The following is a 25,924-nucleotide window of genomic DNA, read 5'->3' as shown; positions in this document are numbered from 1 at the left end:
CAATAAAGTTGTTACATATACAATAAAGTCGCTTAAAACGAATAAAGTTATTTAAAAAGATGGTATGGAATCTAGATTTTTTACACCATCTATTTGTTACTTCTCTGTATAATGAAAGAAAGAAAATTTCGTAAGGAGCTGTATAAATGAAACAACGTGAATTAAAACTCTATTCAACGATGATTGAGACATTAAAATACGATTCGGAAAACTACAAAGATGCAGATGAATTATTAACTATTTTAAGTTATTCAGAGATAGAACTATTAAGCTCAGGAGTTTTTGGGAATAAATATAGACACTTTCAGGAAGATGTAAATATTCGTGTGAAAATCCCATTACTCAAAAAGGCACGTAATCTACAGCAAAGTTTTAGACCTTTGATTTTTGACTGTTATTCCGAAGATAATACATATGAGTTAGAGGACATAAATATTAAACCTAAACAGATATCAAGTCCAGATGACTTAGAAATTCAATCTCACCAGGCAACTTTCTCAAAAATTCGTGAGGAAATTATTCAAAGTATACGAATGGCTAAACATTCAATTTGGATAAGTATTGCATGGTTTACAGATGAAGCACTGTATCAAGAGTTGTATAATCAACAAACTAATGGAGTTCATATCCGTATTCTTATTTCCAATGAAGATTCAAACAGGAATATGATTCCAAAATTGAAGGATAAATTTGAAACAATTGTTGTAAAAAGGTGGGGTTATAAAGATTTTAATCGATTACATTCTAAGTACTGTATTATTGATAATTCTATTGTTTTACAGGGTTCATTTAATTGGACACCTACAGCTAGTCAGAATGAAGAACATTTGACCGTTTCAGTAGATAGACAGTTGGCTGAACAGTATACGGAAAATTTCAAAGAAATATTTCGTAATAATCCCTGATAAATTTAAATGCTTAACGGGGGCGATTATTCATATTCGTTCTCCGAAGATTAAACGACTTTATTATCTCTAGAAAGTCGTCGAATGAATATGAGTTCTTGGTTAACCGGTCGCACGAAAAAGCCATGAGGAACTTATCACTCATGGCAGTCATTTTTTTATTTTGTTGTTAAGATTTCTTAAAGATTATTTAAATCTATATTCCCATAAATACCATTGCCCTTTGCTTTTTCTTCTAATTGTATTTCACTCTTTGTTTCTGCACCTTCCTCTTGGACTAGCTTCTTATCACGCTCATTTTTAATTTCCACCTGTTGAGGACTACTCCCAGTGTCTGCAAATGGATTCACAGGTGCTCCTATGCCGTTTTGGGCAGCTTCAAAAATAAAGGTGTTTCTCATGACTTCTTTTTGTATTTCCGGTGCTAAAAAATCCCCTGTGCCGTAAAGGTCAATTGCATGGTAGATCAAATTTCTTATTGCTATGGTCATATTGGATTGATTATTTAGCCATTGAAAAAACTCGTCTGTTTCAGTTAGTTGGAAACGACAATTGATCGCTTTCTTTTTTTCTTCTGCTTTCATAGAATCATCATTCCTTTTTCACCCTACATTTCTAATTCTTTTGAATAGAATAGGTTTCTGTTTAAATTGTTTAATCCATCAACATTCATTGTGACTGCATACTTTTGTGGAATCCATAAGAGTTTAGCATTTTGTGATTCAGTATAGTTGTTTAATTCAGCATACATTTCATCCTTGAACTCTATACTACCTCCACCATATACAGTAAAAATTTCTGTTTCATTTGACATATCTCTCGCATTTTTAGTAATAATGCTATCTAAAATCGAATCAGACTGTTCTAAACTAGTTTCTGCTAAAAATGTTTTCGCTAGCTCACTATCCTTTGGATATTCATTTGGTTGCTCGATATACTTACTAAACTGCTGCCGATTAATACTTAATCCTTTGCGTTCATCTTTCAATAATTCAATTGCTGCAGCTATAGCATGTCCCATTCCTTGACGTTCACCTGAACAACGATCCGAAACTGGGTTTACTCCATTTGTAAAGATGTATTCAGTGGTTCCTGAACCAATATCAGTATGCATGATTTTTTTATCCGCAAAATCTTTTCCGGTCCAATTCAATTTATAATTCTCATTAAACTCTTTAAACATTTCATTTTCGCCCTCTAAAATAGCGTTCTATATTCTCTTTAACGCTTCACAATCCACGGCACATTCCAATACATGTTTATCAAGCTTTTCTCATCAATTTGAAGAGTAAAAACAACAACAAGTGGCTAATTAATTCGCAAAAGAAAATAGCTTATCCAAATGTCTTCATAACGCAGAACGCACCTTGTGCTCGTTGATGAACCTTCTTTTCTGATATACTGATATGGCCAAAATAATTCGAAGAAAGAGGGGATGGTTTTTATGGGAATCGCTAATTTTTCTAATTTTACGCAATTTAAGGATTTAATTAATGCTTTACCTGCTGACTATTCAGATAAAATGATACAGAGCGAACAATTTTTGCTTGAAAGAGATGAAACGAAAAAACTCGAAATCTATTACGCACCATTCGAATATATAAATGAACGGGCCAAAGTGGTGATTGTCGGAATCACTCCTGGTTTACATCAAATGAAAAAATCATATTCTACCGTAATTAATGCAAGAGGGCACTTACATAGCGATGAAGAGATCCTGCACGAAGTAAAAAGGAATTCCAGTTTTGAAGGAACCATGAGAAAAAATTTGGTTCACATGTTAGATGAGCTTGGATTACACACATACTTAAACATATCGTCCACACAGGATCTTTTTAACGAAGCTAGTCACCTCGTTCATACTGCCTCTGTTTTAACCTATCCAGTCTTTTATAACGGGAAAAACTACAGTGGAACGACTCCGAACATTTTAAAGACCGAGTTGCTTAAAAAAAATATAATGGAAGGCTTTGCTACCGAAATAGGTACCATTGAACGCCCGCTTATTATTCCTTTAGGCGTAAACGTTTCCAAGGTCTTAAACTATTTAGCGGGTCAAGATTATTTGGATGCGAACAACATGCTTCTAGGATTTCCTCATCCATCTGGAGGAAATGGACATCGACATAAGCAATTCGCAGCAAATAAAGAGCAAATGAAAATGATGTTACAGCACTATTTTGCTCAATGAAGCTTTATATAGGTTTTTAAAGATAGGGAATATTTGGTGTTATTCCGTTCATCTAAAGTGTTAAAAGTACAATTAACTATTTACTAGTGATATTTTGGAGATTATAATAAGAACAAATGTTCTTTATTATAGGAGGCATTAACATGGATGAACTAGAGGAATTTTTAAAATCACTTACTATTGAAGAGTTAAAGGTTATTTATGAAGAAGTATGTGGACCTGATGTTAATAAATAGATGAAAAATTAATGGACACACATTTTATACGATTAAAGTAACTGAATCATCAACAGTCATGTATGAGAGAAAAACTGTATGTAATGTTGATGATGCTTATATGTGGCTTCAACAATTTCCTTTAGAGAAAAAACATATCGTATAAACGATGTTTGCTGCGCAAGCAAATATTGTTCAATGGCACATAGATATTTGAGGTAGTTTTGAATTGATGAATTTGTCAAATTTCCACAAGAATGCCCTGCTCGAAAATTAAAGAATTTATAAATCAAGGACCCAATAAAGGTCCTTGATTTTTTTATGAAAGGACCATTTTAAAAAAACTGATCTGGGTATTTTTCAGATCAGTCGATATTCATCATAAAGCCAATAGGTAATGAATGGGGAGTTATGTAAAAAGGGCACCTCTTACATCATAATTTTCTATATCGATTTCGATTTTTCTATCAAGTGCGAGGTTTGCCAATAGGGAGCCTAAATATGGGCCCATTGTTAAACCCGATGCCCCAAGACCATTGGCTACGATTATGCCTTCCCAGTCCGGTAAAGGGCCCATGACCGGAAGGAATCCCGGCGTGAATGGGCGAAAACCGACCCTTGCTTCAACAAACGTACTATCCGTCAAACCGGGGGCGGTTTGCAAGGCTTTGTTGAAAACCTCCTGCAGCCCTCCTGCTGTCATTCGGTTATCGAATACTTCCGTATTTTCATGTGTCGCCCCCGCAACAATTTTATTATTATCGAAAGCCAATAGATATTGATCACTCGGAGGCATGACTACTGGCCAGATATTCGTATTTTCATTTGGCGTTTCCAGATGAATGATTTGTGCCTTTTGGAAGGTGACTTGAAAATTAACGCCCAGTGGCTTCAGTAATTCCGGTGCCCAAGCGCCAGCACAAACGATCACTTTATCAGCAGGTATGAATTCATCTCCAAATGTTACACCTGTCACTTGTGAACCGTTATATGAAAGTATAGCCTCACCATACAAAAGTTTTGCGCCGTTTTTTTGTGATGCCCGCAATAAGGAATCACGAAGTGCGCGTCCATCGACCCGCGCGGCACCACTCACGTGAACGGCTGCATATTCACTGGAAAGAGGCGGGAATAAGGCACGTGTCTCCTCTGCGGTAAGTAAAGTGATTGCCCCAATTTCCGGTGCATCTCCTATCCTTTTTGCCGCCCGGTTCTTCATGGCATTCAATTTAGCTTCATCTGTATGTAGACTTATGGCCCCGACTTGGGCATAACCAGTCTCTGTTTCCCCGTCCCGTTCAAGGTCTTCAATTAAACCGGGATAAAAAGCCGCCCCATTTTTGGCAAGGAGATACCAAGCTTGGTTGCGCCTTTGCGATATCCACGGGCAAACGATTCCTGCAGCTGCAGATGTTGCCTGACCCACATCTTGACGATCAATAATGATCACTTCAGCCCCATTTTTAGCCAACTGATAGGCAGTTGAGGCTCCCAAAATTCCTGCACCAACTACAATGATTTTTTGCATATTCAACATCTCATTTCTCTCATATGTATAAACTCTTACCACTACTATATCGAAGACACGAATTGATTGCTACAATCGATATTGTAATTTCTTTCACAAAGTTATTTTCTCTATATGGAATATGCTATGATTGAAATTGCAAGAGCTTGAAAAGATACTAGGAGGACAAATCATGTTAAAAAAACAAATGGAATCATACATATCAAAATCCGTAACCGAAAAAAAGGTTGAGTTGTTTAAAGAAGAAAAGGATTATGTAGAAAAGCATAAATTAATTGCCGATGATATCATTATAGTGGAAAAAGAAAATGCATCTCGTTTTACAGATGCTTATATGGAGCGCAGTAATAAAGAGAGCGAAGAATTAATCTCTGAAGAGAACTCTGCATTTTTATCACAACCTATCGAGTATTTGAAAAAAAACAAAGATGAATTCCTTTACTTTGAATCACAATGGTTTGAATTAATCGGTGTTGAGGCACTTTCGTTAGAAAACGATGAAGTTTTCGGTACATATAACGCGATGTTCGGATTGAAATTCCAGAAAAAAATGGGTGAAGTATTAAAAGCGTATTTAACAAAGGAACTTCAAGGAGGAATTGGATCGTTCAGTTTAATGTTTAATCAGGGCGACGGGCTATGGGACGTGAATTTTGCCTTGGATAACTTAAAAGGGTTTAAAGAAAACCTGTCATTGGAAGAAGCTTTTAATTTAATCTATCATTTTCTTTTTAGCCTTGTTCAAACAATCGAGGAAGATATGTAAAACTAGGTGGTGCCATTAATAGTAATGACAACAGTTTGTAGACAAAAAGGTTTCGGAATGCTCTCATTCCGAAACTTTTTTGGTTTTTTTGGTTTGTAGCAGTAATAGAGAATAATAAATGGATCCTACCTGCGTGTCCTACCCATGAAACATGTCTTCCACCAAGTCATACATGAAATAGAAAACAATGGCCGTCTCCAGTTTACGAATAAATGGTTCGATGGCACCAGTTGATCTATAGTAATCATTTCAAGTTGATATCGCTGAATAGAATAATGTTTAAAAGCCCCCTTATCACCTCAAATTTTAATTCTTCTATATTTTTATTTTTAAAAAGACTGTAGGCAAAAGGAGTTCTTTCTTAAAAGTTAAAACAAAGTTGAATGGAAAGGAAGGGGTGGGACTCCTTTGGAAAGCGAGTGTCTGCAGTGGGAATAAATAGCATATTTTTACATCCCCAAAAGCTTTGGCCATTAGTTTTAATGGCAGTTTATTCATTTCTTGAGTTAACAAATGCCCAAGGCCATGGGTTCTGGATATTGATTAAAGGAACTTGAAAGAATTCGTCGAATTGATTAATGATATACCTTTATTTAATAAACTTAAATGTTTTGTTTTTTTGATTTTTTGTTCATGTAAATAAAGTTACATCGGAAGGGGAAGTTATAGGTGCTGAATGAATTGGAAGTTACTCAAGTTACCGTTCCATTGCCTTTTAGGTTGGATCATGTCCATTGTTTCTTAGCAGAAGGTAAAAAAGGGTGGACAATCATTGATACGGGTTTAAATAACAAAACGACAAAGGATTTATGGAACCCGATTATCGAAAAACACGATATTACCGATATTATCATCACCCATTATCACCCAGACCATTACGGTTATGCAGGGGCATTACAACAATTAACCGGTGCGGATGTTTGGATGACACAAGTGGATGAACATGCGGGAACTACATATTGGGAAATGGATTCGCTGAATCTGCTTAAAGAAAATTATAAGGCATGTGGAATGGAAGACGAGATAGCCGTCGCCTTATCCAGTGACGAAAGTGGATTCATGCCCCAAGTAAAACCCTATCCTACAGTAAATCATCATCTAGAAGAAGGAATGAATCTGCATTTTGGCAAATATGAGTATGAAGTAATTTTCACTCCGGGGCACTCTGATGGTCTGATATCATTATATAATAAGGAAAAAAGTGTCCTTTTCTCGACAGATCATATATTGCCCAGGGTATCTCCAAATATTTCGTATTGGTTTAAAGGTCTTTGCAACCCATTGGAAGAGTTTTTTACTTCTTTGAAAAAAATACAAAAACTGGACGTTGAATATGTCATCCCTTCACATGGGAAACCGTTTCAAAATGCCAATAAAAGAATTGTTGAATTGTTGGACCACCATCAGGACAGGCTGCATGTAATTCATGAAAATATGAAAGAGCCGATTTCTGTAAAAAGTGCTTGCCATATCTTATTTGGAAATCTGCCCATTCACGAAACCAGGTTTGCAGTTGGTGAAACATTGGCTCACCTTGAATACCTTCTTTTGAATGACCAATGCATAAAGTTTATACGTGATGGCAAATGGTATTATCAATCCATTTGAAAATTGAACATTGATTCTAGCTCATGTCATATGAGCTTTTTTGCATTAAAACGCAAGTCACACTGTCTTAAATATACGTTAATGAATAAGAGTAAGCGGTTTTGTTTACTAAAAAGGAAAAAGTGTTATGATTATTTTTAGATTCTTATGAATATTGAATCGATGGAGAACGTTACTGAAGACAGGTTGGGAGTTTTGGGATGAAGAACACGTATATGAAAACAGCATCAGGAGTGTATATTAATTATTTTCTGTTAGGCATGGTCAATATCATGCTCGCATCGAATATGGCGTATTTAACGGAGCAATGGGATACAGATAGTGCCGGGGTAAGTTATATCATCGCAGCAATAGGGGTCGGGAAATTACTTACATATGCATTTACGGGATATATATCAGATAAAATCGGGCGAAAACCATTAATTATTGCTTCATCTTTGGGAATGGGTATCTTCTTGATAGGTATTCCATTATCACCAAATTATCATTTGGCTTTTATTTTTGCCATCCTTGCAGGTGTCGCTAATTCGTCAATGGATGCAGGTTCATATCCCGGTTTAACAGAGCTTTTCCCAAGAGCTTCCGGTTCTGCCAGTGTACTGGTGAAAGCATTCATGTCTGCTGGAGCATTTCTTCTCCCGTTCATGATATTATTTTTCTCGAATCATGAGATGTTTTATGGATATGCCTTTTTTATTCCTGCTGCCATTTATCTATTGAATTTGATGTTTTTATTCACCGTTTCTTTTCCAAGTACGAATATGTATAAGGAAAAACAAGTGGATGTTCGAACCGGGAGAATGAAATTCACTTCAGAACCGGTATTACGTAAAGAGGGACTTGCTCTTGTGATAATCGGTTTCACATCAACAGGATTATTTACCGTTTCACAGATATGGCTGCCAACTTATGGTCAGCAAGCTGTGGGCATGACGATGGCCAGTTCCATCAAATTACTGAGTTATTATAGTTTAGGGGCGCTTATTTCTGTATTGGTTTTATCCGTATTATTAAAAAAGATTGTACGGCCAATAACGGTTATCATGGTTTATCCGATCATAACTTTTATTTCTATCCTTACGATCCTTTTGGTTAAGGAACCGATCATCGTTTCCATCACGGCATTTTTCATCGGACTTTCCACTGCGGGGATTTTTCAATTAGCCATTACGATTATGACGGAATTGTTCTGGAGAAAAAAAGGAACAGTGACCGGGATCGTGGCAACAGCTGCAGGATTGGCTTCTATAGTCATGCCGCTTGTAACGGGGTGGATGTCGAAAAGCGGGAATATATCAATCATCTTCATATTTGATGCATTCCTATCTGTTACTGGTTTTATAGCTGCAGTTTATGTTTATTATCGCTATGGAAAGCTGATAAGTAAGGGAAAAGACCAAACAGGGGATATTCGTATACATGCCTGATACATTTTGGAGCAGCCTAAAATGGCTTCACTTATTGATAAAGTGAAAACCACCGCCCATCAAACTTGGGCGGTGGTTTTTCATTGCCTGGCACCTATTTGTCCCTTTACTTCTTTCATGATATCTTCAAGGGATGTGACAATTCCTATATCATCCTTATAACTAATGTGCTTAGGTTGAAAATGGATAGGTGAATCCAAACCAGCAGCGGCTGAAATTCGATATAATCCTTTTCTAAGGGTAACAAGAAAATTGACCACACGGTATTTCTTTTCATCGATGACAAGTGCCTTTTGCAATTCCGGATCAGTGGTTGCTACCCCGACAGGACAAGCATTGGATTGACATTTCATCGTCTGAATACATCCTATAGCAATCATGAAACCACGTGCGATATTAACAAGGTCAGCTCCCATGGCTAGGGCAATGGCGATTCTATCTGGCGTGAACAATTTACCGGAGGCGATGATTTTAACCCGATCTCGGACGCCGTATTTTTCCAATGTCGATACTAAAATCGGCAATGCGGATTTTAGCGGTAACCCTACGCTATCGATCAATTCCTGATAAGAAGCACCCGTGCCGCCTTCACCGCCATCCAATGTAATGAAATCGGGACCCTGCCCGGTTTCTTTCATATAGCTAGCAAGCTCTTCGACACTGTCATTGCCGCCGATGACCATTTTGATGCCGACCGGAATGCCTGTATGTTCCCTGATTCTTTCAATAAAATCGCACATGGATTTTACGTCATTGAATTGATGAAACCGGTTTGGACTATCGATCGCTTTGTATGGTACGACCTTACGGATCTCAGCGATTTCAGGATTCACTTTTTCAGCATCGATATGCCCTCCGCGAGTTTTGGCACCTTGAGCCAATTTGACTTCAAATGCTTTGATTTCCGGTATTTCACTTTTTCTTTTTAACTCATCCCAATCCATTTCGCCCTTACTATCACGAACCCCAAACATGGCCGGCCCGATTTGCATGATTATATCGACACCGCCGGTTAAATGATAAGGAGAAAGTCCGCCTTCCCCTGTATTCATCCATGTGCCTTTTGCTGCAGCCAATCCCTCAGAAAGGGCAGTGATTGCGTTCTTCCCCAAAGAACCATAACTCATGGCGGACATGCCGATAAGACCTTTTAATCGAAAGGGATGCTTAGTGTTTGGGCCGATGATCACGGCATCATCATCATCCAATAAGAATGCAGAGGACACTTCATCTCCCCATTTTTCTTCTCGCTGTGAGAAAAGCGGGTCTTTCATTAGAATGTATCTTTTAGTCGTCACTTTTGTTTCTCGATCGTATTTTTCTTCTTCGGCCAATTTTGGGAACATGCTATTCTTAACAAAGAAGCCTTCTTCATCAAAATCCCGTTTTGAACCAAAACCTATTACATCCCGTAAATATTTTGAACTTTTCACCATATGTTCATAGTCATCCCGGGAAAAGGGTTTTCCTTCGTTATCACTGTTGAACCAATATTGCCGCATTTCAGGCCCGATTTTTTCCAGAAAGTAACGTATTCTCCCGAGCACGGGGTAATTTCTTAAAATTGCATGATGCTTCTGCGTGCGGTCAAAGAAAATCATATAAAGTAATAGGAAAACCAAGACGATGATTACGATGAAAATAACGGTAAATCCAAGAATAATTAAAAGATTTGCGATGCCACTCATTCAAATTCCCTCCTGATATGCAAAAAAATCATGTATTGTTAATCTACTCGGTAATTCGATCAATTATACAAATTTCCAATACAAGAATTTAATAGGGATAGAATGAGTTAATTTTAATAACCGACTTGATCTTACTTTATCTTCAGCTTCTCTTTTCCGCCTTAATCCAATGGCAAACTGCAAAGTTATAGCATCATGAGCTCTTCTGGATTATACCCGTTGATTTCCTTGATTTTTTAAATCGGTATATAAGGGGATTACGATGGATATACATTCTTTTTGCACATACCCCGATATTTTAAATTACTAAGGAAAAATTGTTGCAGTGTCTCAACCGACTTTTTCAAATAATCTGACTAGTATGCTTTCCTGAAATTGCCGTTTTGTCCGCTCATCCTCCTTTCCAGCAGTGCTTTTTTGCTTCACCTAGTAAAAGTGCTGATTCAGCTTCCCGGAACGAGTGGCATTTTATAATACCTTTTCCACAATAGAGCCCAAACCGTTTCGAAAACCAAAATGCTTTTAATTGTTTGATGACTGTATCCAGTCTTTGGTCGATACTATTTTCAGCAAGCGCAGTATGGAGAAAGAAAAACCGATTCACATTCAGGAACCCAACAAGGGTATGTTGAGTACCAAAAACAGTTTTCGTCATTTGAATCGGCTCACTCTTATTTAACGGATTTAATTTCGTTTCCATCACCCCAATCAAACAAGCAATGACTTATAATGAAAAAGGGGATGGTCGTTAGCTTACCCCTTTAGCAACCTTATACTTTAGGTAGGTGGGGAAATAACAGAATACGTACTGGTATAACCAAAATAACAAACAACATGTCATACTAATTTTCGTATAGAATGACCAGTGATCAAAATAGTTCAAAAGATTATAATTAAAAATATATTCAAAGGGGGCCTGAGCATGAAAATTGTTATTGCACCAGATTCCTATAAAGGAAGTTTGTCAGCATTAGAAGCTTCCAAAGCCATCGAACGAGGGGTCAGGAAGGCACTGCCGGATGCGAAGACAGAATTGGTTCCTGTAGCGGATGGCGGGGAAGGTACGATGGATAGCCTTGTGGCAGCTACGAATGGTCGAAAAGTTGAAGTGACCGTTAAAGGACCTTTACTTGAAGACGTTCAGGCAGCATATGGGATCTTGGGTGATCAGGAAACATGCGTGATTGAAATGGCCAGTGCATCCGGACTGTGCCTAGTCGATCCAGATGAGCTGAACCCCTTGATCACTACTACATACGGAACAGGGGAGCTTATTCAAAAAGCATTGAATGATGGCTGTCGAAAGTTCATTTTAGCGGTAGGTGGAAGCGCCACCAATGATGCGGGTGTTGGAATGCTCCTGGCTTTGGGAATGAGGGTGCTTGATGAAGATGGTAAACCGCTAGGATTCGGGGGTGCCGAATTATCGCGGATATCAGAAATTAATACGGAAGACTTTGATTCCAGAATTGCAGATTCCAAGTTCTTGATTGCCTCGGATGTCCAGAATCCGTTAGTCGGTCCGGATGGAGCATCAAGTGTATTCGGACCTCAAAAAGGTGCCACTCCTGCCATGGTTGAATTGCTTGATAAAGCTTTATCATCATGGGCTGATTTAGTGGAAATCAAGACAGGCATACACTTGCATGATAAAGCGGGTGCGGGTGCTGCAGGTGGAATCGGAGGTGCATTTCAAGCCTTTTTTCCAGCGGAAACAAAAAGGGGCATCGATATTGTGTTGGAGCATACGAAAATGGGTGAAAAATTATCCGATGCTGATTGTGTCTTTACCGGAGAGGGCCAAATCGATTACCAGACAGCTTCAGGCAAAGCACCAATGGGAATTGCACAAGAAGCCAAAAAGTACGATATTCCAGTATTTGTTTTAGCTGGATCGATCGGAACGGGTATTGAAGTTTTATATGATCATGGAGTAACTAGTGTTCATAGTTTAGTGAACGCTCCAATGCCTTTAAAGGAAGCTATGGATAGAGGAGCTGAATTGTTGGAAGTTTCAGCCGAACAAGTAATGCGGACTTTTTTGGGAGCGATTAAAAATAGTAGGTAGGTTAATTGTTTTCTAAAAGAGCTTAAAGATATAAAGAAAGGGAACTAAATGAAGAAGAGCTTGAAACGATTGGATACTTTTTGAATGGGATCGAATAAATGATTAGCTTAAGAGGTCAGTCCTCAAGGTTTATAAGAATTCCTATTTAGTTAACTGCGGGCTTTTTATAAAATTGGTGATGATGCCTTTCCTATTGATCAAACGGGTACGTTAGCTAGTTCGGAGCTGTCTTTAAGGCAGCTTTTTCTTTTTGCAACTATCGAAGCAGATCATTTCAAGGAACTGAAAAGGCGTGAAGGTGAATGAGTATAGTAAATTAACTAGATTTGCTAATCAAGTGCTAATTGAATTCCTATCTTTAACACCCTTTATCAAAATTCATTGTAGTCGTTTTAAGAAGGTGTACATATGAAAATAAGAAGAAGTATGTTAATTATTCAAATTGACAAGCTTGAAAGCTGAGAAAATTCTATTGGGATAAATTATGAATCGATGCTTAAACTAACTCAAAAAAGGAGTGAAACTTATGACCCAAACAAAGTTTGATTCGAAAGTTCTTTCAGTTATAGAAGATAAAATCCGATTAATTAAAATAGATAAAAAGGCCATTTATTTAGTTGGTCCCATTCGACTACCAGTTAACTTATATGGGGAGACGGTAGTGTTCAATTGGTATTGTTGGCTAAATTGTGACGAGGTAACAGAAAACTATGAGAGAATTATTGAGAAATTATCTTCTGTTAATTTAGCTGAATTACAGCAATCAAGTGTGTTAGTATATGGTGACTTTTCATATAGTGACGATGCCATCATCAGAATGCATTCCATTTGTCATACAGGAGACATTTTTGGCAGTAAGCGATGCGACTGCGGTTATCAATTGAAAAAATCCATGAAAATGATAGTGGAGCACGGTACGGGTGCGTTGTTTTATCTAGCCAATCATGAAGGAAGAGGAATTGGCCTCTTTAGTAAGGCACTGGCATATATCCTTCAGGAAAATGGCTATGATACAGTTGATGCTAATAAAAAACTGGGTTTTGTTGATGATTCCAGAAACTATAATGACGCGATACTAGTATTGAAAGCACTAAGATCCAAACCGGTTACACTTATAACCAATAACCCAAAAAAGTTGGAAGCATTGAAAAACGCTGGTTTGGAGGTTGCAGGTAGAAAGCCTTTATGGGGAGACATTTCGGAGTTTAATGAGAATTATCTCCAGACAAAGATAAAACGTTCAGGTCATTTAGAGGAAGAGAGGATTTGTCCAAATGACTAATCTCATCCTGCTACGCCTATAATAGATCTGGGCTTATATCCTAAACCATTAAGAAAATTTGACCCAAGGGAAATGACACACACAAAATGTTAATAATCGTGAGGATGATTGTATAAAAGTCGTTCTAAAACCATGATCCTCTGGGAGCATGGCATTACAAAGAGTATGCCTCTGTTATGGAAAATTTTTTTTAATAGTATGAAATCAGAACTGACTTTAAGGCGGTTTTTTCTTTAGAAACTAAAGGGTCCGTTTAGTTGAATTAAAAATAGCTAAATAGAACAAATGCGATTCTTAGATTGATGGATCGCTTTTTTTGCGTGATAGCTTTAAGAATACTGTATGTTTTTTATTCTGGTTAGGCGTTATATTTTCCAAGATGGGATAAAATCAATTGTCCCATTTAAAGATATTAAAATTAATGAATCACGTATATAAAAACATTTAGAAAAAAAAATATATAAATACATTAATGATATTAGGCTTAAACATCAAAGTTGTAATGAAGATCTAAATGGAAAAAATTTATTATTTGTAAAATAACTCAGCTAAGATTCAGAAAAAAACATTCTGTTGTTTCAAAAATTGGATGGAGTGTACAAAAATAGAATATTTTCATCTTGAATTATTATATTTTTGTTACTATAATAACATGGAAAGTACGCGAATTGAATAATGAATGCGAAATGAATACTTTCTTTGAAAAACATATTGATAGGGGAGTCATTATCATTGAAAAAATTAATGTTGATTACGACTGGTGGAACAGTAGCTTCACTTGAAGGAGAAAACGGACTTGCGCCTGAACTGAATGCTGATGATTTATTAAGTTACATACCTGAATTAAATGTACGTTGCCGTATTGATACGAGGGAGTTAATGAACATTGATAGCACCAACATGCAACCAGAGTTTTGGATAGACTTGGCGAATGTTATTTACGAACACTACAGTCAGTACGATGGCTTCATTATTACGCATGGCACCGATACAATGGCTTACACCTCAGCTGCACTTTCTTATATGTTACAAAATGCATCAAAACCGATTGTGATTACAGGTTCGCAAATCCCTATTTCGTATAGTAAAACAGATGCAAAGCGAAACATTTCAGATGCCATTCGTTTTGCTTGTGAAGAAATAAGTGGGGTATATATTGTATTTGACGGCAAAGTCATTCAAGGGACAAGAGCGATTAAACTTAGAACGAAAAGCTATGATGCCTTTGAAAGTATTAATTATCCGTATGTAGCATCGATATATGATGACCATATTGAATATAATAAATCCATTCAAATCCCTAAAAAGAAACACATTCAATTAGATACGTCACTTTGTACAGATGTGGCGGTTGTGAAATTACATCCTGGGATAAAACCAGAATTTTTTGACTGCCTAAAAGGTTTGTATAAAGGAGTGGTTGTGGAAAGCTATGGAAGTGGTGGTGTTCCTTTTCAAGTACGCAACATTTTAGCGAAATTAATTGAATTAACAGAGCACGGTGTTTCGATTGTCATTACGACTCAATGTCTAGAAGAAGGAGAAGACATGGGTATATATGAAGTTGGTCGGAAAATTGACCATGATCGTGTAGTACGCTCTAAAAATATGAACACAGAAGCAATCGTGCCGAAATTAATGTGGGTGCTAGGAAAAACAACAGATCCCAAAAAGGTAAAAGAAATGATGGAAACAACGATTGCAGCAGATATTTGATTATATTTTTGAAATCCTGCTAATTAGTCTATCAACTCAAATGTTTGGGGGCTATAAACTCCTGACTTTGGACAGACTTCATCAGTTGATGAAGTTGATCTTGTTTTTACAGTGTAAAAACAAGTAGCAGTGAGGGAACTGCCAATTGCATGATATGTTAGTTCCTTGATAATAAGGGTGATAATAAGGGTCATTCTTGTGTCATATTAATAAAGGAAAAACGGAGAGGCGTGAAACGCTTCTCTTTTTTATGCTTTAAATAAAATATATTTTCATTTTTATGGTGTTGTTAGAACTAAAATAGTGTATGATGCATAGTATAAGGTATGGTGTACGTCACATAGTATAGAGAAGAGGTGATTGGATGAGCATTTTACTGAATTCATTAACCACTGAGTTGCGCAGAGGCACTTTGACGTTAGCTGTTCTAAGTCAGCTCAAAACCCCTCAGTATGGGTACTCGCTTGTCCAGCGTTTAGAGAAGTCGGGAATTACCATTGATCAAAGTACTTTATATCCTTTGCTTCGCCGCTTGGAAAAACAAGAATTGGTCACCAGCAGCTGGGATACTTCTGAAAGTAGACCTCGCAAGTATTATTCTTTAAGCGAGTACGGGGGAGAAATATTCACTCAGCTAAAGGAAGAATGGGAAAAAACTTCTCAAGAGCTTTATATATTATTAAAAGGAGAGGGAGAAGATGGAGCTGATTGAACTTTATATTCAGGAAGTGACCCGCAGGCTGCCAGAAAAAAGCAGGGGGGATATTGCGCTTGAGCTTCAATCTACAATCGAAGATATGCTTCCGGTGGATTATACGGAGCAAGACGTGAAGGCCGTTCTTTTAAAATTAGGAGATCCGGTTACACTGGCAAGTCGTTATCGCGATCGGCCGATGCATCTGATCGGACCGCGTTATTTTGATGTTTATATCTGTCTGTTGAAAATGATTTTACCAATCGCTGCAGTCATTTCATTGATCGGATTAATAGGGGATAACCCTTTTCGGGATATGGAGAATACGGTTGTGGACGCAATTTTAATAATAATCGGGAAAGGGATTGCGGGTATCATCAGTACAGGTATCCAAGTGTTTTTCTGGTTAACGATTTCATTTGCCATTTTAGAACGCGTGGATACGTCAAAAGACCAGTCGCCTTTAACAAAAGACTTGAAACCATGGACACCGGAAAACCTAAAAGATATTCCGAACATTTCAAAGAAAAAAGCGGTTCCTATGATCGAGATTTTTGCGAGTTTGTTAGGTCTTTCTGTCTTCACGGCCCTTTATTTCAATGCAGCAAACCTTTTAGGAGTCTATGAAAAAAGAAATGACAGTCTCATTTTCGTGACACCTTCTTTCAATCAAGAAGTATTGAATTCCTATTGGCTGCTGGTATCATGCGTCGTAATCATTGGGGTGCTCTTGGCGATTTATAAATTATTTTTAAGGCGATGGACCCTGAAACTAGCTTTATTTCATGCCATATACCAGCTGTTATCCACTCTGACTTTCATCATCATCATCAGTAATCCTGATTTATTGAACCCGGAATTCATTGGGTACCAAAGAACACTATTTTCAATCGATGAATGGAAAACCTCGATTTATTGGGGTCTCATACTCATCTCCATCTGTTTTGCCGTCTACGATTCCTATCAAGGCTTCCGTAAGGCAAAAATCCGTTAAGGCACAGCCATCCAGCTGTGTTTTTTGTTTGAAAGTTTCTTGAAGTGAAAGTGAGCTTATAACAAGTCTGTAAGATTATTTCTCAATTTACAACTGAAAATAGAAAAACACCTCATATGAAATATAGTTTTTAACAAACTATACAGCATATGAGGCGTTACATTTTTTTTATTGAACTGCATCGAACTGATTAACTTTCCAAGTGGATCCGGACTTATAAAAGGTAACTGTTCTTTTTACTGAGTCACCGTCGACTGTGGGTACAGTTAAATTGTAGGATCTAACATTAGTTTTTTGATAGACCAATTTAATTTTTGCTTTTCTCCACTCTAACATGCTGTCGCCGTCTCCGATTGGACGGGCTAATTTACCTTTATGTGTAATATAACTATATTTGTTCAGCCCTTTTTCAACTGCATTATTAGTAAATGTCTCTGCTAAGTAGGTAGTCAATTTATCTTTTGTATTAAACTCTTGGCAAAGGTATGAATACTCTGTCCCTTTATAATTGAAAGTTTTTTGTGAACATGAACGGGCTTTGTAACCATGTAAAGCATTCCAAAAATGTTTGCTGGCATTATCGGCTATTTTTAATGCATTTGCGTCAGACAAATTCTGTGATGTCGTTTTAGCGGTAACCTGACCACTTAATGTGAAAAGTAAAATGATAATGGATAATAGCACACCTGAAAATTTTTTCATATTTTATCTCCCCAATCCCTAATAGGATACTTATGTAACGAAAGTGTAATTGATATTACAATTGTTACATTTATATTACAACATGATCAGCATAAGTAAAAGAGAAATCTTGTTAATTTTTAAATAAAATTTTTATATATACATAGTTTGTTCACTTTATTCTTTTTGAAATCCCATTTGTAAGGACTTTGGCTGTTACATACTTATTCCACCAACTGGCCTATTTAAAACCCAGCAGTGTATTTTTTTCCAATAGCGGGACAAGTTAATCCATTATATTTTCATTAATATCAAGATATGTAAAAAGAATCCGAATTTCCCGGGCAGAGCCCGAAAATAATAAATATAAAGGTTTGACAAACTTTCTAGTCCTACCGTATTATAAATTATATACTTGAATATATTCTCCAAAGGGGAGTAGCTTTTACAACAATGTCGTCATTACGGAGCTCTTTGCTCTCGGTGTTGTTGGCAGCATATTGTTGTTAGCCAGACCTTACCTATTGGTAAAGGTCTATTTATTTTTTAGTAAACCTTTACCAAATTGGTAAAGGTTTTTTTGTGCAGGATCATGCAGCCTTTTAGGAAATGTATAAATATATTGGGGATGTAGAATTACAAATAAATATATAAATGGAGTGTATTCTTTGATACTTAGAAAATCTTTATTACTATTAGGGATAGGTTCAGCACAAATAGATTTAATCCTTCCGAAAAACACGTATAAATCTGGTGAATGCATAAATGGATATTTCTTGATTAAGGGTGGTACCCTTTCGCAAAGAATAAGGAGGATCGAATGTGATTTAATTATGGATACTCATTCTACCGGTATTGACGAAATCCTTAAAACGAGCACCATTTTGTCTTCAAGAGAGATAAATTCAGGGGAAAGCAATGAAATTCCTTTTAACTTTTGTCTGCCTATATTGAAAGACCCTTATAAGCAAGGGGTTTCTTATCGTCTTAAAACGAGACTGATACTGGATAAAGGGATAATAGGCAAGGATGATGACTGGATTTTCATCGATTCTGAATAAAGTGGAAACGGAGGTGGGAACATGAATATCTTGAAATTTACTGAGCTTGCCATAGATTATTTGGAAGAATTTCTTTTATTGAGGCTTTTTATATTAGCTTTACTGTTATTGGCGGTTTATTATATTTTGAATAAAATGGTTGAATGGTTCTTTAAAAGGTCCAATTTTTTTGAGGAGGAAGTCGAAAAAACGATACAGGGGGTTACTCGTTCTTCTCTTAGGTACGGCATTTCCGCCCTTTTCCTTATATATTTGATTGGACAGTTTATAGACCTAAAAGGAATTTTAGCTGGAGCTGGGATTTTAGGGGTCGTTATCGGATTTGCCGCTCAGCAAATGCTTAAGGATATCTTATTGGGATTCGTAAGGCTTTCAGATAATGAATTCCGAGTGGGGAATTTTGTGACATTCAATGGGACAAGTTCTGGGACGATTGAGGAAATCGGTATCCGGTTCATGCAGATCAGGGAATGGTCAGGAAAACTACTGACAATCCCACATAGTGAAATTAGGACGATTCAAAATTTCAATAAAGGGAGAATGCGAATCATTGAACGTGTTACAGTAAGTTACCAAGAAAATCCTGAAAAGGTAAAACGGCTGTTGGAAGATATATGCCATATCTGTAATGAGAAGTATGGTGAAACACTTCTAAGGCTAGAGGATGGTACACCTGAAGAGGACTTTAGATATATTGGCATTACGGATTTAAATCCGAATATTAAATATGTTGGTTATGAACTATGCGTAGTGGGACTTGTTAATCCTGAACATTACTTTGAAACAGCGAGAAGTGTGAGGTTTGAAATGATGACAGCTTTACATGAGCATCAAATTAAAATGCCATCTGCCCATTTGCTTGTTCAAGGCAATCCTAATCATGAACGTATTTTGGAGAACTGAAAAGAAGAAGGGATAGGTCATGATAAATTGGTGGAGAAGATAACAGAGGGAAGAAGCATGACTAGCAGTAATCATTTGTAACCTATGGATATAAAAGCGCTTTCTTTTAAAGGGAGGATATGAAAGTTGATTGGAACGTAGAGAACTTGCTTTCCGTGGGCGGTCCGCCCTCGGAGTATTAACGGCTAGGGGGCTTGGCAGACAGTCGGCGAAAAGGGAGCTGATTTCTGAAAACAAATGGAACTTTTTTTGTTTAAAAAAACACAAACAAACTCGCTTATCTTCAAGTTTGTCTACAGTTTGGGCTTTCTTTTAAAGGAAGTCCATTTTTTATACAACATGTCGAAAAATCCTGCCCAAAAAATGGGGTGTTTTTATGGATTTCACCTTGATTTATCAGATTAAATAGATTATTATGGAATTAGCATAAAATGGAAGGGTGACCTTTAAACAATGATCATTTAATCCTATTCTTCAAGAAAAAAATACGTGCTAAATACGAACTTTTTTCTGGATAGGATTAGTCTGTACATTAAAATACAAACAAAGATCATTGTGTTCCGTCCATTAGGGATATTTTGCTCTGTTAATTTTGTATTGTACTGCCTCCTGTCCAGATATCTCACAGGAGGTTTTTATATTGGGGAAACATACATCCGTAACATTGAGTAATAAAGAGCCTAACATATTTAAAAATCGTGTATTCCGGGCCATTATCTTATCAGGCTTGTTTTTACAAATAGGGATATGGGTACGGAATTTTGCAGTTTTGTTATTCGTCATGGAAAAGACAAACGGGAATGCCTTTGCCATCTCCATGATATCAGTAGCGGAATTCGCGCCCATTTTTATTTTTTCATTTATTGGAGGGACGTTTGCTGACCGCTGGAGTCCGAAAAAAACGATGGTTTGGTGTGATATATTAAGTGCAATATCCGTTTTTGCGGTGCTTATCTCGCTTATCTTCGGCAGTTGGAAAATGGTATTCTTCGCAACTTTGATTTCGGCGATACTTTCTCAGTTTTCTCAGCCATCAGGCATGAAGCTATTTAAAATGCATTTGCCAGAAAGTCAAATTCAGACAGGGATGTCTGTTTATCAGACCGTCTTTGCAGTATTTATGGTTTTAGGTCCGATTCTCGGTACATTCGCCTTCCAATCATTCGGGATAAACATTTCGATTGCGATTACTGGCCTGGCGTTTTTACTTTCAGCTGGTGCACTCGCCTTTCTTCCAAAAGATTATAAACTGAATGAAGAGACCGCAAAAACAACGATATGGCAGGAAATGAAAAGCGGAGTGAGGTATGTGTTGCGAAAAAAGGAACTAAGTTTGCTTGGTTTATGTTTTTTGGCAGCCGGGCTCGGACTTGGTTTCATTCAGCCGCTCTCTATATTTCTTGTTACAGAACAACTGGAACTGCCTAAGGAAAATTTGCAATGGTTATTTATGGTGAATGGGTTTGGCATGATTTTAGGTGGAGCCGGTGTGATGATTTTCGCCAAAAAGGTGGCACCTCAAAGATTATTAGCTTTAGGAATGCTTGTGAATGCCATTGGATTAGCGGTAATGGGGCTTTCAACAAATCTTTGGGTTACACTTACAGCCGAGTTCTTTAATGGGCTAATGCTGCCTTGTATTCAAATCGGGATAAATACATTGATATTACAGAGGACCGAAGGCGAGTTCATCGGAAGGGTCAATGGAATCTTAAGCCCGTTATTCACTGGGTCGATGGTGTTGACCATGAGTGCAGCAGGCGTCCTGAAAGAGCAATTTTCACTCGTCGCCATATTTGAAACAGCCGCTTTCTTTTTTATTCTAGGGATGTTTTTCATTTTGCCATTGTACAATCAAAAGGCCGAAACAAAACCCCTGGAAATTCAATCATAATTATCTTGAGTGTGCAAACACCTAAATACAGCTATAGCCATAAGAAAAGCAGCCAATTTTGGCTGCTTTTCTTTATTTTTTCTTCTGACTGTTATTACAACTGACGAAATTTGGATTTACAATTATTTTTAGAGTACTGGTAAATGCTAAAAATGGACTTATTGGTACTTATGCACTTAATTTTCAAAAGTCTGGTGAATAAGGAGATTTTATCGGTTATTTTGATCAATAGTTTGAGTCTAACGAATGCTTTTAGGGCGTCTTTTCCTTCTACAGCCATAGGCGATTTCAAATGGTGATTATTAACATTGTAACTTACTAGGAATTCAGGTAGTATATCAATACAAGCTGCACTGTTCGTATTGATAATAAAGTTTTAACCTTTAAGCTGTAATAGGGAGTTTTATATTGAATCAGGAATGTTATGCCTCGTCACTGACTTGGACAACAGGATTTTTTCTGCAAACACCCACTTTGAGGAGTGGTGGTTTAAAACTTTCTTACTGAATACGGCAATGGCGGCTTATATCTTTAAATGTTCAAACCGGTCTCGTTCTGAGGCCGGTTTTTTGCTGTTTTTCGATTTGTAATGATTATCCATTTTTCAAAATTTTTATTTTGATCAGCCTAAAAAAACCAATGTTGATAACTCTTGCTTATTAAATGTTTACTCTTGCTTCGTATACCGGTTGGCATAACTTGAAGCGACGAAAGCATTGGGTTTGATTTTCGGTTCCACGCCCATGGATTCCATCCTGGCTACCATTTCCTTTACAAATTCACTGGTTTTGTTTCGCTTCCCAATCCCGATATCAATGTGCCCTTCCATTGTGAACGTTGCCCCTTGATATACGGCAGGCAGTACAATATCGATTAATTGATTTTTTCTTTCTTCCGTAAACAATGATACGATCTCCTCTGTTAACGACAATTCTTGGGAAATTCGTTCATGCAAATGCAGCATCCTTCTAGGAATCATCACTTTTCTTATACAACCCCAAACACCATTTCCGACCTGCCGTATCACGATGCCAGTAATGAAAACCGTATGCTTTTTATGTACTTGTGAATCTGTACCGACCATTAAGCGATAATCACCGGAAGGATTTAATTTCATGAACTCAACAATATGAACAAATACATCTTCAAATGACATGTCTTTTTTCTGAAGGTTTTGAAATGGAATGTTATGAAATGGATATTGCGTCATATTATTGCACCCAACCTTTCCCCGGATATAATCAAATTATTAATTATCTCATGCCGCTCATAACACATCATATGAAGGGGGTCCTTGTTTCGTGCGGTGGGAAGTACCCGCAACCTATAGAATGCAGTCGACAAAAGTTAATCTCGCTGAATAGCTATCACCTCAAGTTTTAATTGTTCTATTTTAAACAAAAATGACTCTAGGCAAAAGGTTGTTCTACCCTAATGTTAAAACAAAGTTGATTGGAGCGGGTGTACGAGACTCCTGCTTAGAAAAGCGCGTCCAATGGAGACACGCCGCAGGTACAATGGCTCCGAGGGCGGACCGCCTGCAGAAAGCGAAAATTAACGGACAAATTAAACTGTAAACACACTCAATCATAGTTGGGTTTATCTATAATCTGGAAGAGAAGCTAAAGCATTAGGTTTCTCTTTTTTTGTATGGAAAATATTTAAAAAAACTTATTGGCTTTGGCATATGCCCTTCCATAACTGAAAAGTTAAACATTACATCACCTAAGTAAACCACAATATCATTCAATTTATATAAGAAAAAGGGAATGAAATTATTAAATTTTGACCATTAACGAATTCGGAGGAAGTCTAGCCGAGCTCTATTTAATTGGGATTTTGCTCGGAGTGGCTGGTGCAAGTTTTGCTGCAGCGCTTCCTATGGCTAGTCGCTGGTATCCCCCGCATTTGCAGTTTTATAAAAATATAGATGGCCCGCTGCTCTGGATAGTCTCTTAGACTATCCATTTTTTCTTTCCGGAGCGTTAAACTAAATTCCACTGACGGAATAATTGATAAATATTTCCAAAACAAATATAATTTTCAGTAAAGGAATACCTCTATTAAACGAAGTGAATATAAACGATTTCAATGGTGCACAAATGAAAAAAGTTATTGGGGAAGGGTTGGCATTTTTATGAACAAATTATCTGTTGGCGTTTTTACCTTTATGCTGTATTTTGTTCCTTTATCAAGTACTTCACCTGGATCAGCTGAAGTAAAACCAGATTACAAGCTTTATGTAATGGCTCCATTGGGCGAAATAACAGATTGGGAGGCATTTGAGGCACAGCTAACTCAGTTGAAGGAAAATGGAGTTTATGCAATAACGACAGATATTTGGTGGGGATTAGTCGAGAGTAAAAAAGATAATCAGTTTGATTGGTCCTATTATAAAAAATATGCGGAAACTGTGAAAGCTTCCGGTTTAAAATGGGTGCCCATTTTGTCTACACATCAATGCGGCGGTAATGTGGGGGATGATTGTAACTATTCCATCCCGAGTTGGCTCTGGAATAAAGACACTCTAGAAAACATGGCATTCAAGAGTGAAAGTGGTTTTTGGAATAAGGAGGTACTTGCTCCTTGGTGGGAAGGTACAGCCGATCAGTACAACGAATTGTATAAATCCTTTGCAGAGAACTTTGCTGATAAGAAGGGTTTAATAGCTAAAATATATTTAAGTGCAGGACCAGCTGGGGAACTACGATATCCCTCCTATCAAAATGCTGATGGCTGGGATTATCCTGAAAGGGGACAGCTTCAAGTTTATACAGAAGGTGCGAAACGGGACTTCAGGCTTACCATGAGGGAAAAATATTCAAAGATAAAAAAATTAAATGCTGCGTGGGGCAAAACGTATAAAAACTGGAATGAGATACAGCCGCCAGGAAACGGGGATGAATTTTTCACCAGGGGCGGAGCAATCGATACACAATTTGGATACGACTTTATGCAGTGGTATCAAGGAGCACTCGAAAAGCATCTTGCAAAAATCTCTAAATTCGCCCATAAACATTTTGATGAAGTCTTTGGCGTGCCAATTGGAGCTAAAATCTCAGGAGTACATTGGAAAATGAATGATCCAGTATTGCCGCATTCAGCAGAGTATAGTGCAGGGTACTATAACTACTCCCAATTATTGAATCAGTTTAAAAAATCGAATATGGCCCTCACGTTCACCTGTTTGGAAATGGGAGATCAAGACGCTCATACTGCACCATCCTATAGCGCACCTAAAACGTTGGTTACCCAAATCGCCTCATTGGCCAATGAAAAAGGAATTTCTTTAAATGGGGAAAACGCACTTCCGCTTATCAACAATGAAGGGGGCTTTGACAATATAGCAGAAATGGTTTTTAACCATGATTTTGATGGATTTACCTTGCTAAGGATGTCCTATTTATTCGACGATGAAGGAAAACCAACAAATGAGTTCAGGATGATGGCTGATAAATTGAAAGGCATGTCGATTCCAGTTACATTCACGGTTGAAAATGTACCTACCACACATGGAGTTTACTTAATTGGGGATAGAGGCGAAATCGGCAGGTGGAATCCTGAAGATTACGAATATAAGCTCACTCAAAGCACTGAAGACAGCTGGAGAGGAACATTTCGTTTAGCCGCAGATCGGTTTTATGAATTCAAGTTCGTCCTGAAAGATGAAAATGGCAATATTACTTGGCAAGATGGGGAAAATAATAGGTATAAAACTCCTTTGAATGGAGGAGGAAACTATAAAACTTCATGGTAGATGAGGAAATGGTGTCTTTCATTTTGCAAGCCTAACGGTTTCTATCTAAATATTTTAAACCCTCAAAAAAACATTGCAGTTGATTTCAGAAATCCGCTCCCTTTCCGCCGGCTGTCAGCTAGGGCTCCCTGCCGCAAAGCGTCTGTGGCGTCTTGGCTAGCCAGTTTTTCGGCAGGAGTGTCGCAACTTCTTCAATCTATTCTAGGTTTCATCCATTTAAATTAGTAATTAGAACATGGTTGTGAAAGCTTTCCGAACCTTCATTAGTCAACAAATTGGTTCCTATCTGAATTTTTAATATAAAGTTGATCGAAACTCCTGCGGCGATATCGTTTACTCCTAGGAAGCCTCCACAGGCGAAAGACCGCACTCGGAAAGCAAGTGCCTGAATTCTACAGAATGACTAACTAAGTAGGACTTGTGGGAAGAATATAAGGAATGGAAAGTCATCACAAGTTAGGATCATTAGCACTGACCGCAATATTTGAGGGAATATTATTTTAAGTCTTAAATGATCTGTACTTACATTAAATAAAACAAGCGGAC

General features: G+C 37.4%; 21 protein-coding genes, 1 other RNA gene and 1 pseudogene. 16 read left to right on the top strand and 7 right to left on the bottom strand.

The genetic code is table 11. The features are described from left to right. The first annotated feature begins 146 nt into the window (after window positions 1-146). A complete protein-coding gene (locus tag ACFRAK_RS24400; protein WP_394572677.1) occupies window positions 147-905 on the top strand; it encodes a phospholipase D-like domain-containing protein in 759 nt (252 codons plus the stop codon). A 179-nt stretch (window positions 906-1,084) separates the two neighbouring features. Here ACFRAK_RS24400 and ACFRAK_RS24395 read toward each other — a convergent pair whose 3' ends face one another. Both ACFRAK_RS24395 and ACFRAK_RS24390 read right to left on the bottom strand, forming a co-directional pair. Next, window positions 1,085-1,489: a hypothetical protein gene (locus ACFRAK_RS24395; protein WP_394572676.1), complete on the bottom strand. Its 405-nt coding sequence runs from the start codon at window positions 1,487-1,489 to the stop codon at window positions 1,085-1,087. A gap of 23 nt (window positions 1,490-1,512) precedes the next feature. Next, the gene (locus tag ACFRAK_RS24390) at window positions 1,513-2,088 is read right to left on the bottom strand and encodes a hypothetical protein (protein WP_394572675.1); all 576 of its coding nucleotides are present in this window, start codon (window positions 2,086-2,088) and stop codon (window positions 1,513-1,515) included. A 252-nt stretch (window positions 2,089-2,340) separates the two neighbouring features. Between ACFRAK_RS24390 and ACFRAK_RS24385 the strand changes: the two genes are divergently transcribed. Then, complete coding sequence (locus ACFRAK_RS24385) at window positions 2,341-3,096, top strand: uracil-DNA glycosylase family protein (protein WP_387598718.1); 756 nt, start codon at window positions 2,341-2,343, stop codon at window positions 3,094-3,096. Between the two features lie 624 nt (window positions 3,097-3,720). On the opposite strand, the gene ACFRAK_RS24380 is transcribed toward ACFRAK_RS24385, so the two are convergent. Beyond that, a complete protein-coding gene (locus tag ACFRAK_RS24380; RefSeq protein WP_394572674.1) occupies window positions 3,721-4,839 on the bottom strand; it encodes an NAD(P)/FAD-dependent oxidoreductase in 1,119 nt (372 codons plus the stop codon). Between the two features lie 172 nt (window positions 4,840-5,011). On the opposite strand from ACFRAK_RS24380, the gene ACFRAK_RS24375 reads away from it, so the two are divergent. From ACFRAK_RS24375 to ACFRAK_RS24365, 3 genes are all read left to right on the top strand, one after another. Continuing rightward, window positions 5,012-5,605, top strand: a complete 594-nt coding sequence (locus tag ACFRAK_RS24375) for a branched-chain amino acid aminotransferase (protein ID WP_387707166.1) — start codon at window positions 5,012-5,014, stop codon at window positions 5,603-5,605. Between the two features lie 669 nt (window positions 5,606-6,274). Beyond that, window positions 6,275-7,213 carry an MBL fold metallo-hydrolase gene (locus ACFRAK_RS24370; RefSeq protein ID WP_394572673.1) on the top strand — a complete coding sequence of 313 codons (939 nt, stop codon included), beginning with the start codon at window positions 6,275-6,277 and terminating at the stop codon, window positions 7,211-7,213. Between the two features lie 200 nt (window positions 7,214-7,413). Further along, window positions 7,414-8,640 carry an MFS transporter gene (locus tag ACFRAK_RS24365; RefSeq protein WP_387708413.1) on the top strand — a complete coding sequence of 409 codons (1,227 nt, stop codon included), beginning with the start codon at window positions 7,414-7,416 and terminating at the stop codon, window positions 8,638-8,640. 80 nt (window positions 8,641-8,720) lie between these two features. Here the strand turns inward: ACFRAK_RS24365 and ACFRAK_RS24360 are convergent, their stop codons facing one another. After that, entirely contained in the window at window positions 8,721-10,328 is a 1,608-nt protein-coding gene (locus tag ACFRAK_RS24360; RefSeq protein WP_387598703.1) for an FMN-binding glutamate synthase family protein, read from the bottom strand. A 391-nt stretch (window positions 10,329-10,719) separates the two neighbouring features. After that, window positions 10,720-11,028: a hypothetical protein gene (locus tag ACFRAK_RS24355; protein ID WP_387598700.1), complete on the bottom strand. Its 309-nt coding sequence runs from the start codon at window positions 11,026-11,028 to the stop codon at window positions 10,720-10,722. 222 nt (window positions 11,029-11,250) lie between these two features. On the opposite strand from ACFRAK_RS24355, the gene ACFRAK_RS24350 reads away from it, so the two are divergent. The 5 genes from ACFRAK_RS24350 (at window position 11,251) to ACFRAK_RS24330 (ending at window position 17,082) form a co-directional block, all read left to right on the top strand. After that, on the top strand, window positions 11,251-12,396 hold the full coding sequence (locus tag ACFRAK_RS24350) for a glycerate kinase (protein ID WP_387708120.1): 1,146 nt from the start codon (window positions 11,251-11,253) through the stop codon (window positions 12,394-12,396). 526 nt (window positions 12,397-12,922) lie between these two features. Further along, the gene (locus ACFRAK_RS24345) at window positions 12,923-13,678 is read left to right on the top strand and encodes a GTP cyclohydrolase II (RefSeq protein ID WP_387598694.1); all 756 of its coding nucleotides are present in this window, start codon (window positions 12,923-12,925) and stop codon (window positions 13,676-13,678) included. 732 nt (window positions 13,679-14,410) lie between these two features. Continuing rightward, on the top strand, window positions 14,411-15,394 hold the full coding sequence (locus ACFRAK_RS24340) for an asparaginase (RefSeq protein ID WP_394572672.1): 984 nt from the start codon (window positions 14,411-14,413) through the stop codon (window positions 15,392-15,394). 364 nt (window positions 15,395-15,758) lie between these two features. Next, a complete protein-coding gene (locus tag ACFRAK_RS24335; RefSeq protein ID WP_387708498.1) occupies window positions 15,759-16,106 on the top strand; it encodes a PadR family transcriptional regulator in 348 nt (115 codons plus the stop codon). After that, a complete protein-coding gene (locus ACFRAK_RS24330) occupies window positions 16,093-17,082 on the top strand; it encodes a hypothetical protein (RefSeq protein WP_387708496.1) in 990 nt (329 codons plus the stop codon). Before ACFRAK_RS24335 ends, ACFRAK_RS24330 begins: the two co-directional genes overlap by 14 nt. 168 nt (window positions 17,083-17,250) lie before the next feature. On the opposite strand, the gene ACFRAK_RS24325 is transcribed toward ACFRAK_RS24330, so the two are convergent. After that, window positions 17,251-17,784: an IseA DL-endopeptidase inhibitor family protein gene (locus ACFRAK_RS24325; protein WP_387598684.1), complete on the bottom strand. Its 534-nt coding sequence runs from the start codon at window positions 17,782-17,784 to the stop codon at window positions 17,251-17,253. A gap of 647 nt (window positions 17,785-18,431) precedes the next feature. On the opposite strand from ACFRAK_RS24325, the gene ACFRAK_RS24320 reads away from it, so the two are divergent. From ACFRAK_RS24320 to ssrS, 4 genes are all read left to right on the top strand, one after another. Next, window positions 18,432-18,824, top strand: a complete 393-nt coding sequence (locus ACFRAK_RS24320) for a sporulation protein (protein WP_387598681.1) — start codon at window positions 18,432-18,434, stop codon at window positions 18,822-18,824. A gap of 21 nt (window positions 18,825-18,845) precedes the next feature. Next, entirely contained in the window at window positions 18,846-19,727 is an 882-nt protein-coding gene (locus ACFRAK_RS24315; RefSeq protein WP_394572671.1) for a mechanosensitive ion channel family protein, read from the top strand. A 640-nt stretch (window positions 19,728-20,367) separates the two neighbouring features. Beyond that, a complete protein-coding gene (locus ACFRAK_RS24310; protein WP_387598675.1) occupies window positions 20,368-21,621 on the top strand; it encodes an MFS transporter in 1,254 nt (417 codons plus the stop codon). 342 nt (window positions 21,622-21,963) lie between these two features. After that, window positions 21,964-22,150, top strand: a non-coding RNA gene (ssrS, locus tag ACFRAK_RS24305) — 6S RNA. Window positions 22,151-22,288: 138 nt separating this feature from the next. On the opposite strand, the gene ACFRAK_RS24300 is transcribed toward ssrS, so the two are convergent. Continuing rightward, window positions 22,289-22,831, bottom strand: coding sequence for a ribonuclease H-like YkuK family protein (locus ACFRAK_RS24300; protein WP_192204854.1), 543 nt, complete (start codon window positions 22,829-22,831; stop codon window positions 22,289-22,291). 590 nt (window positions 22,832-23,421) lie between these two features. On the opposite strand from ACFRAK_RS24300, the pseudogene ACFRAK_RS24295 reads away from it, so the two are divergent. Beyond that, a pseudogene (locus tag ACFRAK_RS24295) lies at window positions 23,422-23,535 on the top strand (MFS transporter); the annotation flags it as partial. Between the two features lie 223 nt (window positions 23,536-23,758). Next, on the top strand, window positions 23,759-25,378 hold the full coding sequence (locus tag ACFRAK_RS24290; protein ID WP_387598654.1) for a family 14 glycosylhydrolase: 1,620 nt from the start codon (window positions 23,759-23,761) through the stop codon (window positions 25,376-25,378). The last annotated feature ends 546 nt before the right edge of the window (window positions 25,379-25,924 follow it).

It is taken from the genome of Peribacillus sp. NPDC056705 (assembly GCF_043656335.1).
The sequence above is the reverse complement of the archived record's forward strand: the minus strand, read 5'-3'. Positions and strand labels throughout refer to the sequence as shown.